At 32.7% G+C, this 14,725-nt stretch carries 12 protein-coding genes; 5 read left to right on the top strand and 7 right to left on the bottom strand.

The window, feature by feature from the left end:
- Nucleotides 1-216: 216 nt before the first annotated feature.
- The 4 genes from OF897_RS09570 to OF897_RS09555 all read right to left on the bottom strand — a co-directional run bounded on the left by OF897_RS09570 (nt 217) and on the right by OF897_RS09555 (nt 5,589).
- Nucleotides 217-750: a thioredoxin family protein gene (locus OF897_RS09570; RefSeq protein WP_267265467.1), complete on the bottom strand. Its 534-nt coding sequence runs from the start codon at nt 748-750 to the stop codon at nt 217-219.
- Between the two features lie 32 nt (nt 751-782).
- Entirely contained in the window at nt 783-2,261 is a 1,479-nt protein-coding gene (locus OF897_RS09565) for a peptide MFS transporter (protein WP_267265466.1), read from the bottom strand.
- Nucleotides 2,262-2,393: 132 nt separating this feature from the next.
- On the bottom strand, nt 2,394-3,788 hold the full coding sequence (locus tag OF897_RS09560) for a peptide MFS transporter (RefSeq protein WP_267265465.1): 1,395 nt from the start codon (nt 3,786-3,788) through the stop codon (nt 2,394-2,396).
- 133 nt (nt 3,789-3,921) lie between these two features.
- Nucleotides 3,922-5,589, bottom strand: a complete 1,668-nt coding sequence (locus OF897_RS09555; RefSeq protein WP_267265464.1) for a peptide MFS transporter — start codon at nt 5,587-5,589, stop codon at nt 3,922-3,924.
- 86 nt (nt 5,590-5,675) lie between these two features.
- Here OF897_RS09555 and OF897_RS09550 point away from each other — a divergent pair, with 86 nt between their 5' ends.
- Entirely contained in the window at nt 5,676-5,921 is a 246-nt protein-coding gene (locus OF897_RS09550; RefSeq protein ID WP_267265463.1) for a hypothetical protein, read from the top strand.
- Nucleotides 5,914-6,213: a type II toxin-antitoxin system RelE/ParE family toxin gene (locus tag OF897_RS09545; RefSeq protein WP_267265462.1), complete on the top strand. Its 300-nt coding sequence runs from the start codon at nt 5,914-5,916 to the stop codon at nt 6,211-6,213. The genes OF897_RS09550 and OF897_RS09545 overlap by 8 nt, the downstream gene beginning before the upstream one ends.
- A 57-nt stretch (nt 6,214-6,270) precedes the next feature.
- Here the strand turns inward: OF897_RS09545 and OF897_RS09540 are convergent, their stop codons facing one another.
- Complete coding sequence (locus OF897_RS09540; RefSeq protein WP_267265461.1) at nt 6,271-8,400, bottom strand: S9 family peptidase; 2,130 nt, start codon at nt 8,398-8,400, stop codon at nt 6,271-6,273.
- 103 nt (nt 8,401-8,503) lie between these two features.
- On the opposite strand from OF897_RS09540, the gene OF897_RS09535 reads away from it, so the two are divergent.
- The gene (locus OF897_RS09535; protein ID WP_267265460.1) at nt 8,504-8,974 is read left to right on the top strand and encodes a hypothetical protein; all 471 of its coding nucleotides are present in this window, start codon (nt 8,504-8,506) and stop codon (nt 8,972-8,974) included.
- Between the two features lie 58 nt (nt 8,975-9,032).
- Here the strand turns inward: OF897_RS09535 and glgP are convergent, their stop codons facing one another.
- On the bottom strand, nt 9,033-10,691 hold the full coding sequence (gene glgP / locus OF897_RS09530) for an alpha-glucan family phosphorylase (protein WP_267265459.1): 1,659 nt from the start codon (nt 10,689-10,691) through the stop codon (nt 9,033-9,035).
- 7 nt (nt 10,692-10,698) lie between these two features.
- Nucleotides 10,699-11,481 carry a DUF3667 domain-containing protein gene (locus OF897_RS09525; protein ID WP_267265458.1) on the bottom strand — a complete coding sequence of 261 codons (783 nt, stop codon included), beginning with the start codon at nt 11,479-11,481 and terminating at the stop codon, nt 10,699-10,701.
- A gap of 186 nt (nt 11,482-11,667) precedes the next feature.
- Between OF897_RS09525 and OF897_RS09520 the strand changes: the two genes are divergently transcribed.
- Both OF897_RS09520 and OF897_RS09515 read left to right on the top strand, forming a co-directional pair.
- Nucleotides 11,668-12,465: a hypothetical protein gene (locus OF897_RS09520; RefSeq protein WP_267265457.1), complete on the top strand. Its 798-nt coding sequence runs from the start codon at nt 11,668-11,670 to the stop codon at nt 12,463-12,465.
- A 135-nt stretch (nt 12,466-12,600) separates the two neighbouring features.
- Nucleotides 12,601-14,700, top strand: a complete 2,100-nt coding sequence (locus OF897_RS09515) for a T9SS type B sorting domain-containing protein (RefSeq protein WP_267265456.1) — start codon at nt 12,601-12,603, stop codon at nt 14,698-14,700.
- The last annotated feature ends 25 nt before the right edge of the window (nt 14,701-14,725 follow it).

The following is a 14,725-nucleotide window of genomic DNA, read 5'->3' as shown; positions in this document are numbered from 1 at the left end:
AACACGAATTTCGTGAAATTTCAGCAATAAAAAAAGCTTTCAGATTTGAAAGCCCTTGTATTTGGTTTTTGCTCTCGCAAATTGTGCGGATGTAGCAGATTTTATAAATTAAATAAAGATAAATACTAATTAATTTGGCACGAATAAACGAATGAAATTTCTTGTGAAGTGTATTCGTTTATTCGTGGCATTATAAAGCCAAAAGCCGTTAGTAAACTACTCTTTTATTTTAGACTTAAATTTTTTCTGATAATCTTCCCAATCTTCTCGAGACTTAAATTTTTTGTGCAAATCGTTTGAGATAAAAACCAAATAAGGCTCAAGTTCTTTAGCCGACAATTCGCCTTGCAACATCGTAATGGGACGACCTGTTTCATCCAAGAAAACTGTTGTAGGAACTGCATTTACATTCATGAATTGAGTGAATTCGTGTAAAGAGTTTTTTCCTCTTTTATGTGATGTATTTTCGTTGGAGAACTTTCTTCCGAAAATTTCAAACGTTCTTTTATCTTCTGCATCAAATTTTACAGGATAATAATTTTCATTTAAAAATTCTGAAATCACAGCGTGACCATACGTTTTTTTGTCCATGATTTTACATGGTCCACACCAATCTGCATAAAAATCGATGAGTATTTTTTTTGGTTGAGTTTTTTGAGCTTCAAGTGCTTCTTCAATGGTCATCCATTTTACCTGAGCAAAATTTAAACTGATTAAAAAAAAACAAATGATGCTTATTATTTTTTTCATGACTGATATTTGAATGGAATAATCAGGAAGTATTATTTTACTTCCTGCATTAACTTTTTCACCAACGGAGATATCAAAATTAGTACCACACCAGCAATTAATGCATAGATTGCCAATTGATAATAACCATCTGTGTAAGATTGTAATTTAGATACTAAATCGTTTCCGGTATTTGATTTTGAGATTTCAGCGCCCAATTTTCCGGCAGCTAACTGTCCGAATGCACTTGCCAAAAACCAAAGTCCCATCATCATTCCGAATAATCTTTTTGGTGATAATTTGGTAATAATTGACATTCCGATAGGTCCTAAACAAAGTTCACCAATCGTAGTAATAAAATAAGCAAATGCAAAGACATTTAAAGATGTTATTCCATCTACATTTGCGAAAAATTTAGTGTAATAAAAGATATAAAACGATGCAGAAAGGAATAAAAATCCGATTCCGAATTTAATTAGTGTGTTTGGTTCTAATTTTTTCTTTGCCAGCCAAAGCCAAAGTAAACCGATAATTGGACTTAAAATAATAACAAAAAGTGTATTTGAACTATTATTTACAACATTCGGATCCATATTAAAACCTAATAAGCTGTGATCTAAATTATCTTTTGCAAATAATGATAATGAACCGCCACTTTGCTCATAAATTGCATTAAATAGGAAATAGAAAAAGATAAATGCAAATGCAGCAACTAGTTTTTTCTGAAGGCTTGAAATTTCTAGTCTGATTAATTCATAAATAAAATATCCCACGGCAATAGTCCCTATTGTGTACATGAAATAATCTGTGTAATCCGTATTTTTCACCATGATGAAAATCAATGGGATACTTAAAAGAGAAAGAGCATAAACTCCAATTTCACGGGTTCTTCTTTTACCGGATTCCATATTCAATAATGGTGAATTACCGATTGGGCCTAAGTTTTTCTTTGTGAAAAGAAAGGTAACTAAACCTATAATCATTACCACGGCTGCTGCAAGAAAACATAGCGTCCAAGAGTGGTATTTTCCTAAATAAATACAAAGAGCGCCTCCTAAAAGTCCGCCAATATTAATTCCTGCATAGAACATTCCGTAACCGGCGTCTCTTCTAGGGTCTTTTTCGTCGTACAATTCTCCAACCATAGAGGAAACATTTGGTTTGAAAAAGCCTGTTCCGATAATTGAAAAAGCAATGCCGTAATAGAATAATTCTTTTGGAGAAAAAGCAATCAGTAAATTACCTAAAATCATGACAATTCCACCAAAGAATAAAGATTTTTTAAAGCCTAAAATTTTATCAGCGAAAATTCCCCCGATAAATGTAAAAGCGTATACAAAAGCTTGAATAGCGCCATATTGAAGATTAGCAACATCATCTTTTAGTAAAAGCTGATCTACCATAAAAAAGGTAAGAACCCCTCTCATACCATAAAAGCAGAATCTTTCCCACATTTCTACAGTAAAAAGCGTCCATAATTGTTTAGGATATTTTCCTTTAAAGTTTTGTATTTCCTCGAGTGTAAGGCTCATAATTGAATGTTGTATAAAATGAATTAATCTCAATAATTTCTTACTATTTGCGATTAAGAATTATTGCCGAACGAATTTATAAAAAAACCTCTGAAAAAATCAGAGGTTTAATTATTATTTTGAAAATACTTTTTATTTTACACCATGCATCATTTTGCTGATGAATTTGCTTAGTAATAGAAGTAAAACTCCACAAACGATTACAAATCCTGAAATGTAAGTGAAAACTTGTCCAGCTCCTAAAGTTTCTACAATTGAAGCCAAGAATCCTCCGATAAAGTTGGCGATTGATGAAGACAACATCCAAACAGCCATCAAGATTGACGCTAATTTTGGTGGAGATAATTTTGTAACCACAGATAGACCTACAGGTGAAAGGCAAAGCTCACCAATAGTGTGAAGCAAGTAAGTCATAATCAACCACATAATTCCTGCTTTGTTAGCAATGTCGGCGATGTCTCCGTTTGCATTACGCTCTGCAACAGCTCCAAGCATAAACCAGAAACCTAATCCTAAGATAATCATACCAACACCCATTTTCACAGGAGTAGAAAGTTTTCTTCCTAATTTAGAACTCCAGAATATTGCAAATAATGGCGCTAATGTTACAATGAAAATTGGGTTAACCGACTGAAACCAAGATGTTGGGATTTCAAATCCGAAAACAGTTCTATTAATAAATTTATCTGTATATAATGATAAAGATGATCCCGCCTGTTCGAAACCAGCCCAAAAGAATACCGCAAATAAGAATAAAATAAAGATTACTGTAATTCTTTGTCCTTCTTCAGGTTTTGTTAATGGTTGTCCTGTTACCGGATTAATAGATTGTCCTTCAGTTGCAGCTTTATCTTCAATTCCTGTTGTTTTAACAGGTTTTAAACCTAAATTTCCTAAATACTTTTTAGCAAAAACATTAAATACAACCTGTCCTAAGAACATTCCAACTCCTGCCGCAAGGAAACCGTATCGGTAACCATAAGCTACCGAACCATCTGCATTGGTTGTTGCAAAAAGGTTATCTGTAAAATATCCAATAATAAAAGGTGCCAATAAAGCTCCCAGGTTGATTCCCATATAGAAAATCGAGAACGCAGAATCTCTTCTGTCGTCGCCATCGGCATATAAACCACCCACTAAAGTTGAAATATTGGGCTTAAAGAAACCATTTCCGAGAATAAGTAATGCTAAACCGATATAAAGACCTGTCGTGTTATTCATTCCGAATAAAACAAACTGACCAATCATCATGGTAATACCACCAATTGTAATGGCTAAACGTTTTCCTAAAAATTTATCAGCAAGCCAGCCTCCGATAAGTGGTGTAAAATAAACAAGCCCTGTGAAATAACCATATAATAAAGTGGCATTCTGCTCATCCATTCCTAATCCTCCTTCGATTAATTTTTTCGTAAGATAAAGGATCAAAATTGCACGCATTCCATAATAAGAAAAACGCTCCCACATTTCGGTGAAGAACAATAGGTACAAACCTTTAGGATGTCCTGTCTTCTGTACTGTATCCATATTTTGTTGTTAAATTTTTGTTAAGACTGACAAATATAGTTTTTTTTGTGTTTTTGACAAGGTTTTAATTTTATTTTAAACAAAAAAGCTGCAGAATCATTCTGCAGCTTAGTATTTATATTTTCCGGTAAAATTAATTTACTCCTTTCTCTTTCATAATTTTATTAAGTCTCTTCAATATCGATAAGCCCAATAAAGTTGCTAAAAGTAATAAGCCGAAATTCACGATAAAGAAATTAGCTTTATTGTCGTAATCATACCAGAAACTTGCTAAAACTCCTGAAAGTTTGTTCCCGATTGATGTAGAAAGGAAGAATCCGCCCATCATTAATGCGGTTAATCTTGGTGGAGAAAGTTTCGAAACCAAAGATAGTCCCATCGGAGAAAGGCAAAGCTCACCAACTGTAATCACACCATAAGCGGCAACAAGCCATAAAGCCGAAACTTTTACTAATCCATTTTGTCCGGCATAAACTGCTCCTACCATTACCAGACATGATAATGCAGAAATGAATAATCCTAAAACTATTTTTGAAGGTGTGCTCGGTTCTTTCCCTTTTTTACGAAGCATCATGAAAAATGCAACCACAACCGGAGTCAATAAAATTACCCAACCCGGATTGATGGATTGAAATAATTCGGTATTATAAAGATTAACTTTTTCGGTAGGGTTTGCTTCCAGTTTTGCTTTGTCTATTTCAGAAACATTTCTGAAATAAATATCTTTTCCTTGTTCTTTTTGAGGCTTTCCGGAAGCATCTTTTACCGTTTGGTATTGGTCGTCGTAAACCGAAACTTCTTTATCCTGATAATCTTTTTTATCAACTAAATAAATTGCTTCCAAAGGCTTTTCTACAGATGCGGGAACAGTTCTTTCGGTATAATAATTTGCCCAACGTGTTAAAGCGGTTCCATTTTGTTTAAAAACAGCCCAGAACATTAAGCTTACTGCAAAAATTGCAAGCAAAGCCCCGATTGGTTTTTTATCCTCAGTATTCGCTTTTACATATAACATCACGTAGAAGTAAATCACAGGAATACAAGCAAAAATAAATGCATCGGTACTGTTACTTCCGAAAATGTTGCTTCCGAAAATATAGCTTGGTAAAAACCATCCAATTAATCCGAAAATTACAGCAGGTAAAAATACTTTTACCAAAACATCAGATATTTTAGTGTCACCCTCCTGTGCAGGTTTTAAAATATTTGCCTGAATAATATGTCTTTTTCCGATGGTGAAAACTAAAAGACCAACAAACATTCCTACTCCGGCAGTCATGAAAGCAGGTCCCCATCCGTATTTATTTCTCATAAAGGCAGCGATAATGTTGCAGACAAAAGCCCCAATATTGATTCCCATATAGAAAATATTGTAACCTGCATCTTTATTGGCTTTGTAAGGTTCTTCGTTGTATAAATTCCCTAAAAGTGTAGAAATACTTGGTTTGAAAAATCCGTTTCCGATAATAATTAAAGCTAAAGAAGCGTAAAAAAGAGGGAGTTCTTTGAAAAAACCGACTCCGAGATAGCCTAATCCCATCAAAAATCCACCGATGTAAATCGCTTTGATGTAACCTAAAACTCTATCGGCTAAAAATCCACCCAAGAAAGGAGTCAAATATGTTAAGGCGATAAATGTCCCGAAAATATCATCGGCGTTTTTATCATCAAAAGCAAGTCCACCTTTTTCACTGTCGATCATGTAAAGTACGAAAATTCCGAGGATCAGATAATAGCCGAAACGTTCCCACATTTCTGTGAAAAATAGATAGGGAAGTCCTTTAGGATGTTTGGTTTTCATGTATAAGATTTTTACAATTTCACAAATATAAAATTTTAAAAACAATATTTGAATTTTATTAACTTTGAGTAAATAAAAGATGAAAAATGGAAACCACTATAAAAGATATTGAAAGTAATTTAGAAACTTTACCAAAAGAATTTTTATATCAGGTAAATGATTTTATTAATTTTTTAAAATATAAATATTTGAAAGAAAAACAATATGAAATTCCTGAATGGCAGAAAGATGAAGTTAGAAAAAGAATGGAGTATTCTCGAAATAATCCCCAAAGTTTTATTTCTGAATCTGAAATGGATGATTATTTAAAGGGTTTAGAAAGTGGTGACTAAATTAATATACAGCCATTTTGTAAAAAGAGATCTGAAAGAAATCAATGATTGGTACAAGAAAATTAATCAGAAACTATGGAATAATTTAATAAAAGAGTTTCGTTTGAAAATTACTTTTATTAAAGAAAATCCTTTAGCTTTTGATTTGAAATACGACAATAACAGAATTGTTTTTCTTAAAAGATTCCCATATGGAATTCACTATTTCTACAATGAAGAGAAAAATTTAATTGAGATATATTCAGTTTTTCATACTTCCAGAAATCCTGAGCAATGGAAAGATAGAAAATAAAAAATCCGAATCTTATGGAAGACCCGAATTTTTTTTATTATTTAATTTGAATGAATTTTAAAGGTTTTCCAAAATAAAATCCGTCATTTTTTGATATAGCTGAGGTCTTGTCTGTCCGCCGTAAATTCCGTGGTTTTTATCGGGATAAGCCATAAATTCAAACTGTTTTTTGTTTTGAATTAAAGCTTCAGAAAATTCCATAGAATTCTGAAAATGTACGTTGTCATCGGCAGTTCCGTGAATTAATAAAAATTTACCTTTCAACAAATTAGCATAAGTTGTCGGTGAATTTTCATCATAACCAGCCGGATTTTCCTGTGGAGTCAACAAAAATCTTTCAGTATAAACGGAATCATAATATCTCCAATTGGTAACTGGTGCAACGGCAATTCCTGTTTTGAAAACATCTGCACCTTTTGTCATTGCTAAACTCGCCATGTAACCTCCAAAACTCCATCCGAAAATTCCGATTCTTGTTTTGTCGATGTATTTTTGATTACCCAACCATTTTGCAGCAGTAATCTGATCTTCAATCTCATATTTCCCTAAGTTTTTATAGGTTACTTTTTTAAATTTAGCACCTTTAAAACCAGTTCCACGACCATCAACACAAGCAATGATGTAACCTTTCTGAGCCAACATTTCAAACCAAAGTGCGTTTCCGTTATCCCAAGAATTCGCAACCTGTTGAGAACCAGGACCTGAATATTGATACATAAATAAAGGATATTTCTTATTCGGGTCGAAATTTTTAGGTTTAATAATCCATGCATTCATTTGATCTCCTGCTGCATTCGGAATTGTGATAAATTCTTTTACTGAAAAATTATCAGATTGTAATTTTTTAAGCTGATCATCGTTATTCTGAAGTTCTTTAAGCTGTTTCCCATTACCGTCTTTTAATACGAAAGTGTAAGGTTTTGCAGCTGTGGAAGAAGTTTCTATGAAATAATTGTAATTCTTGCTGAAGTTTGCAGAGTTATTTCCATCTGTATTTGAAATCAATTGAGATTTTCCAGTCTGAATATTGATTTTTGAAACCACCTTATTGATGCTTCCTTTTTCTGTAGTCTGCACGAAAATTTCTTTAGACTTCGGATTGTAACCGTAATATTCTGTTACTTCCCAATTTCCTTTTGTTACTTGTTTTTTCAGTTTTCCATCTTTGTCATACCAATATAAATGACGGAAACCGTCTCTTTCAGAAGCCCAAAGGAAAGAGTTATCTTCTAAAAATTCCAAAGTAACATTGTCTGTATCGATCCATTTATCATCACTTTCGGTGAATAATTTTGTTGCTTGACCCGTTTTTGTGTCAACTTTTAAAACATCAGAAGCATTTTGGGTTCTTTGTGAAGTTATTAAAACAATTTCATCCGGATTTGAGGTCTGAATGACATTCGGAATGTAATAATTTTTAAAACTATCTAAATTAACTTTAGTCTTTTTTCCATCTGCTAAATGATAAATGTGCGCTGTTGCAATAGAGTTTTTTTCTCCAGCTTTTGGGTATTTGTAACGCATTTCACTTGGATACAGCGATTTTCCATAAATAGGAATGTAAATTTCCGGAACATCAGTCTCCACTAGTTTTACAAATAAAATATCTGCTGAATTTTTCGTCCATTCATACAATCTTGCATGACCAAATTCTTCTTCATACACCCAATCAGCCAAACCATTCAACACTTTGTTTTTTACACCGTGTTGCGTAATCTGCGTAATTTTTCCTGAGTTTAAATCCTGATAAAACAGATTGTTATCAACGATGAAAGAAATTTTGGTGGCATCAGGAGAAAATCTTGGTTCCTGAACGGCTTTTCCTTCATTTAGACTTACTGTTTTTCCTGATTTTAAATCTTTAATATCGTATTTTCCTAAAAAAGAATGTCTGTAGATTGGCTGACTCTCTTTTAAAAGTAAAATTTTAGACTCATCATCAGAAAATTCATAACTCTCAAAATCTCCGTCGACTAAATTTCCTTCTTTCTGAGAAGTTTTGTAAGAATATTTTGCAATTCCGCCTTGCTCGATGACCAGATAATTTTCACCGTTTTTCATGGATGTGATTCCAGCGATGCCTTTTCCACGGTAATAACCTGAATAAATTTTATCTAAAGTAATTTCCTGTGCAGAGATATTTTGAAATGCAGCAAGAACTGTAAGTGTAAGTATGAATTTTTTCATTTCTAATTTTAAAGAAATCCAAAGATAATAATTTTATTAAACCGAAATTAAAAAGGTGTTTTGGCAGAAAAATTGAATATGTTTTATATCAAAGAAATTAATTATGGAAACGAAAGAAAACAACAAAAAGTTAAATCGCTACGAATTGGAGAATCAAGTTATTTTTACAGGATTTTCCTCTTTCAGCGATGCTGAAAATTATATTCAAAATAAAGGAGGTGAATTAGTAGAAGTAGCTTTTAAAGATGGAAATGATAATCCGCAAATTACTTCAGAAGCTGGTTTGATTGAAAAAAAACTTCACTATTTTGTAGAAGCCGGACCAGAATATAAATTTATTCATTCTTCTGATCCCGGTTTTAAACAATACGCAGATGAACTTCAGAAAATTAAAGCTAATCAAGATAAAACAGGACCTGAAGAAAGATATTTTGCAAGTTTTGAAATTGAGAATGCAGAAGATCCGATTATTGTCATTAAAAATGACCTGTTAGAATCTGTTACTTCAAGAGAACGTTCGAAATATCTAAAACACGCAGATGTTTATGAAATAGGTGTTTCTACAGCTAAATAATAGTTGCATTTTTTATAAATAAAAAACCGTGAATCATTTTTCACGGTTTTTTACTTTTTTATTTGTTGTACATGATAGAGTAATATTCATCTGCCATTCTATCGCTATTAAAATTGTCTTTTACATCTTTCATAGAATTGTGCTGAATTTTTCTCCATTTATCATGCTGATCGTAATAGGTTGGAAGAATCTCGTTTTCCAGAATTTCATATAATTTATTTAAATCATAATTATCCTGTTCGTAAATGCTCATGTTTACATAATCTGCTTTTGGTACTACGAAAGAGTTTTCTCCATGTTTTGCAAATTCAGGAATCCAGCCGTCGTCAGTTGAAAGATTTATAGACCCGTTCATTGCAGCAGTCATTCCTGAAGTTCCTGAAGCTTCTCTTGGAACTCTAGGATTATTTAGCCATAAATCTGAACCTTGTTTTAAAGATTTACTTAATGAAAGTTCATAACCCGTCAAAACTGCCATGTTTTTGTGGTTTTTGCTTTCTTCAACCAAAACATTGAACATCGAAATCGAAGAATAATCCATCGGATAAGGTTTTCCAGCCCAAATAATTTGCACCGGATATTTCGGATTGTTTAATAATTTTCTGAATCTTTCTTTATCGTGCAAAAGCAAATCTGCTCTTTTGTATCCTGCAAATCTTCTCGCCCAAACAATAGTGAAAACATTTGGATCAAATAAATTTCCTGTTTGATCTGCAACAATTCTGAATAATCTTTTCTTTAAAATTTTCTTTCTGTAATCGAAAAGAGTGTCGTTGTTTTCGTCTTTAGAAATATATAACTCTTTGTCACCCCAATATTTGAAATCCTGAGCATTTGTGATTGATTTAATTTCACAAATTCCTGGGTATTTGCTCCACATTGCTCGGGAAACTTCACCGTGAAGTTTTGAAACTCCATTTGCAATTCTTGCCATTTTCAAAGCACAAAGCGAGTGGTTGAACAATTCTCCATCCGAACCTTCAATTTTTTTAGCTTCTTCCATGCTTAAACCTGAAAAATAAGACATGTCGTAGCATAATTTCAGATTGTGTTTTTCGTTTCCGGCTTCTTCAGGAGTATGTGTGGTGAAAACCAGTTTCTCTTTTACTTTTTGAATGTTTCCGTTGTATTTTTTCAATAAATGAAATGCCGCAGGAAGACCGTGAGCTTCGTTCAAATGATAAACATCTCTTTCAAGATTCATTTCATCTAAAAGTTTTGCACCGCCTTTTCCAAGCAAAATATATTGGGCTAATTTCGTAGATTCATTGGCGTCATATAATCTGTGGCAGATTGTTTTTGAAATATGATCATTTTCCGGAACATCAGTTGACAGGAAAAACATCGGTGCTGTATTGAAAATTTCTGGGTCAAGATACCACACTTTTACCCAAACCGGCGCACTGTGTATTTCTATCTGAAATTTAATTCCGGTATCTTCCAAAAAGCTGTACATTTTTTTTGTCCAGACTGGCTGTAAAGTTTGGTCGTGGTTTCTCGCCTGATCGTAATAGCCGAATTTCCATAGAATTCCGATTCCGATGAGATCCTGATTAAGATTGTAAGCACTTCTCATATGAGAACCGGCTAAAAAACCAAGTCCGCCGGAATAGACTTTAAGAACTTGCTCTAAGGCAAATTCCATTGAAAAATAGGCGACTTTTTTAGTGTATTTTGGGTTGATGCTGAAAGGCATCTGAAAATTTTTGAAATCCATTGTGTTATTAATTAAAAAGGTTGGGATTAGATTTATAGTAATAAGTTACTATTCCGGTCAAAATAATAGATATGATTAAAAAATTTATAGTGAGGCTTAGAACTAAATTAAAAATTACTTTACCTATTTCAAATTTTGATAACAATTGTATGATCGTCCAGATGAAAACTCCAATAACCAAAATGTTGGATAAAATCATTGTTCCGGGTAATGCTTTATTTACAAAATAAAAAACTATACTGATAATCATAATCTGGATCGTACAAAATGATAATATAAGTAACCATTCTAAATAATTGTATTTTGTCATTTTTTTAAATATAAAATAGAAACCAATTGCCAAAATGGGAATTTGTATTAAGTACAAAAGAGTAAGGTGACTAAAAATCCATTCTAAAGCAGGAACTGCAATTTGCAATATTCTTTTTCCTATTTCGGATTGATTATTAGTATTTAATTTTGCTGCATTTATAATATGATCGTTATATAAATAATGTTTAATCAAAACCAGTATAGTCGACAAAATAACAATAAATATAATAGGACTAAAGTGATTCTTTCTTTTACCTTCCAGATATTCTCTGATCATAATTCCAGGCTTTGTAAATAAAGCTTTGGTAGTATGTATAATACCGCCATCAAGGTGCAATATTCCGTGAATTAACTCATGAATAACATAATGTAAATTAATTTTGTGAGTATCTGTGTTTTGCCCGCATTTTGAGCAGAATTTATCATCTTCATTTAAACTGTGATGGCAGTTTCTACATTCCGCATGAGTAGCATCCATAAATAAGAATTTATTCAAAGATAAAAATTCAAATGAAAAATCAAATATTAAATGATTTTTAAATTTTTTGTTTTTATCTAAACGTATCTTATTATTTCATATATTTAATCGTAATTTTTTGATAATCAAAAACTTTCGGCTCAACCGTGAAAACCATGTGTTATTATTAATCTTAAAAAACCACACATGAAAAAAGCTTTTTCTGATGAAGATTTAATTAAAAATCTGAGCTTATATTATCTCAATCGACATTTGAAAAAAAAGCCGATGGAGAAGTATCATCAAAAAATTGACGAGTCTAAGCTTCATGACCGTGAAAAATACAAGAAAAAAGCAGAGATTTTATTGCTCAATTCTTTTATGCATCATTTTCCGGAAGTTACATTTGAAAATTTCACTTGCGAAAGTCCTGACTTTATCGCAAAACTCAACGACAAAAAAATAGGAATCGAGTTAACGGAAGTAATCAACCATCTTGAAATGAAAAAGATGGAGAGCAATTTAAACAAGATTTTCCGTCAGGCTGAAATACTATTAGAACAAGAAGACACTACCAAATATCGTGGTGTTTATTTTTTAGAATTCTACCCAAATATCAAATTTGATTCTTTAGAAAACCAACAGGAAATTATTTTAAATATCTATAAAAGCATTAAAAAAGGAAAACCTTTTGGATGTGTAAAATCAATCAGAAAATCTTCCCATCGCAGAAATGTTTTTATTACTTATGAATACAATATGAATCTTTTTGATGAATTGTGTTCTGAAAAAATTTTAGAATTAATCGAAAAAAAGAACGAAAAATTCCCTTATTACGATACTTCAGTCGATGAATGTTGGCTGGTTATCGTTTCAGATATGAACTCTCTTGCATCGAGATATACTTTCATTCAGGACAGGGAACATTTAAATGAAGTAAAGAGCCCATTTCATAAGATTTTTCATCTTGAAAACCTTTGTGGGAATATGACGAGCATTAAATAGTTTTATTAATTTGATGTAAATAATTTAATTAAATAAGTTTTTTATTAATAAATATTTTGTTTTTGTCAATATTTGGTGATTTTAATTTAAAATTGTTATATTTGATGTACTATTAACTTATAAACCAAATTAGACATGAAAAAAACTCTACTTTTTATTCTTTTTTGTATTTCTCAGACTTTTTATTCCCAGGCAGATTGCTCTACAGCTTTAGCAGTATGCGGAAATTCCAGCATTACCTACAATCCTACAGGTGTAGGTTTGGTAAATGAGACAATAGGTGGTTGTATTAGTTCGGGAGAGCATAATTCGATTTGGTATAAACTTACCATTGCAACTAGCGGAACTTTAACTTTTGACTTGATTCCCACAAATTCAGGAGCAGATTATGATTGGGCAATTTTCGGCCCTAATGCAGTTTGCGGAAATTTAGGTTCACCAATCCGTTGTAATGCGGCAACTGTGATTGGTGTCGGTGCTTCAACAGGAATGAATATGACGAGCACCGTTATAAGTGCAGCGGGAGGTTCTACGACTCCTTATTGTCAATATTTAGATGTTGTTGCGGGACAAACATATTATTTGTTTATTGATAACTGGGTTGGAGCAGGAAGTACAACAACGGCTCCGTTTTCTTTAACTTGGGGCGGAACGGCTACTTTGGCTTCTCCTTTTACAAATCCTGCGTTGCAGCCCAATCCTTTTGTTCCTCCAGGAATTCCAGCTGCGAATCCTGCAGATCCGCGTGAAATTCTTATCTGTTCAAGTCCTGCTTTGTTTGATTTCAGTACATTAACTCCGGGAATTTTAAATGGAAATCCGAACTTTACAATTTCTTATCATACTACACAAAATAACGCACTTTCCGGAACAAGCCCGATTACGGCGCCTATCATTGTGAATACTACAACGACTTACTACTACAGTATTCATTATCAAGATCCTACAAATCCTAATAATGCTCTTAATTCGTGTCGACAAATTGGTGCTTTTAAATTTAAATTAGGAAATATTACAGCAAATGATGTTACTATTTTTGCTTGTAACAATAATAAACAAGGACAGGGAGTTTTTAATTTGACAACAGCAAATGTCTATAGTGGTTCGTTAAGCGTTACAACTACTTATTTCCCAACTTTAGCTAATTTGAACGCAGGAACGGGACAGATTAGTAATCCTAGTCAACATCAATCTGCAGAAGGAACGGTTTATGCTTTGGTAAAAACTGGTGACGGTTGCTCAGATATCGCAGTAATTACGCTTAGTTTTTATCCTGAAGTTGTGGTTAATGATACTACTTTAAGATTTTGTACGATTGATCCAGATCTTAAAACTGCTTCTTTTAATCTTTCAACAGCGAATGTAACTGCACAAACAGGAACCACAAAAAAATATTATCCGTCACTTACAGATACAACAAATGATACCAACCAAATATCACTTTTCACAAATTATATTTCTCCAAATGGAGTTGTTTATGTAAGAGTAATCAGTGCAAACGGATGTTACGGTATTGCTAAAATTACGTTAGAAGTAATTCCATTGGTTTACTCTACAGTTTTAAAAGATAAAACGATCTGTATTGAAGACAGAACGACTTTGGACGCAGGAGCAGGATTTAGCGGATATGAGTGGAGTACAGGAGCAACAACTCAGATTATTTCTGGTGTTGGCGTCGGAACTTATTGGGTGAAATTGAAAACAGGTGACTGTATCGCTCTTCAAACGGTAAAAGTGTATCCTTCGGAACAACCTGTTATTGCAAGTGTTGATATTTCTAATACAACAGTTACGATTAACGTAAACGCAGGAACAGCTCCTTATAAATATTCAATGGATGGGATTTTATGGCAAGATTCTAACGTATTTACAAACATTAAAAGAGGCGATCATAAAATTTATGTAAAAGATGCTTATGATTGTGAGCCGATTGAAATTGGAATTGTAGTTCCAAATCTTGTCAATGTAATTACTCCAAACGGAGATGGTATTAATGATATTATTGATTATTCGGCTTTGGCAAACAAACAGAATTTAATATTTAATATCTTCGACAGATACGGAAACAAAATTTTCCAGGCTGATAAATTCAATAATTATAAATGGGACGGAACTTCAGGAAACAAAAAAGTCCCTACAGGAAGTTATTGGTATTCTGTGTCATGGAATGAAAATGACAAAAAAGGTACTCCAATTAAATATACAGGTTGGGTACTGGTGAAAAACAGAGAATAATAGAATAATTTTGAATAATTAATAT

The sequence above is a fragment of the Chryseobacterium formosum genome (genome assembly GCF_026460885.1).
GTDB lineage: Bacteria > Bacteroidota > Bacteroidia > Flavobacteriales > Weeksellaceae > Chryseobacterium > Chryseobacterium formosus.
The sequence above is the reverse complement of the archived record's forward strand: the minus strand, read 5'-3'. Positions and strand labels throughout refer to the sequence as shown.

Excerpts from the sequence above, each read along its gene's own strand:
- OF897_RS09570 (WP_267265467.1), bottom strand. The coding sequence starts at position 750 with ATGAAAAAAATAATAAGCATCATTTGTTTTTTTTTAATCAGTTTAAAT.
- OF897_RS09565 (WP_267265466.1), bottom strand. The coding sequence starts at position 2,261 with ATGAGCCTTACACTCGAGGAAATACAAAACTTTAAAGGAAAATATCCT.
- OF897_RS09560 (WP_267265465.1), bottom strand. The coding sequence starts at position 3,788 with ATGGATACAGTACAGAAGACAGGACATCCTAAAGGTTTGTACCTATTG.
- OF897_RS09555 (WP_267265464.1), bottom strand. The coding sequence starts at position 5,589 with ATGAAAACCAAACATCCTAAAGGACTTCCCTATCTATTTTTCACAGAA.
- OF897_RS09550 (WP_267265463.1), top strand. The coding sequence starts at position 5,676 with ATGGAAACCACTATAAAAGATATTGAAAGTAATTTAGAAACTTTACCA.
- OF897_RS09540 (WP_267265461.1), bottom strand. The coding sequence starts at position 8,400 with ATGAAAAAATTCATACTTACACTTACAGTTCTTGCTGCATTTCAAAAT.
- OF897_RS09535 (WP_267265460.1), top strand. The coding sequence starts at position 8,504 with ATGGAAACGAAAGAAAACAACAAAAAGTTAAATCGCTACGAATTGGAG.
- glgP (WP_267265459.1), bottom strand. The coding sequence starts at position 10,691 with ATGGATTTCAAAAATTTTCAGATGCCTTTCAGCATCAACCCAAAATAC.
- OF897_RS09525 (WP_267265458.1), bottom strand. The coding sequence starts at position 11,481 with ATGGATGCTACTCATGCGGAATGTAGAAACTGCCATCACAGTTTAAAT.
- OF897_RS09520 (WP_267265457.1), top strand. The coding sequence starts at position 11,668 with ATGAAAAAAGCTTTTTCTGATGAAGATTTAATTAAAAATCTGAGCTTA.
- OF897_RS09515 (WP_267265456.1), top strand. The coding sequence starts at position 12,601 with ATGAAAAAAACTCTACTTTTTATTCTTTTTTGTATTTCTCAGACTTTT.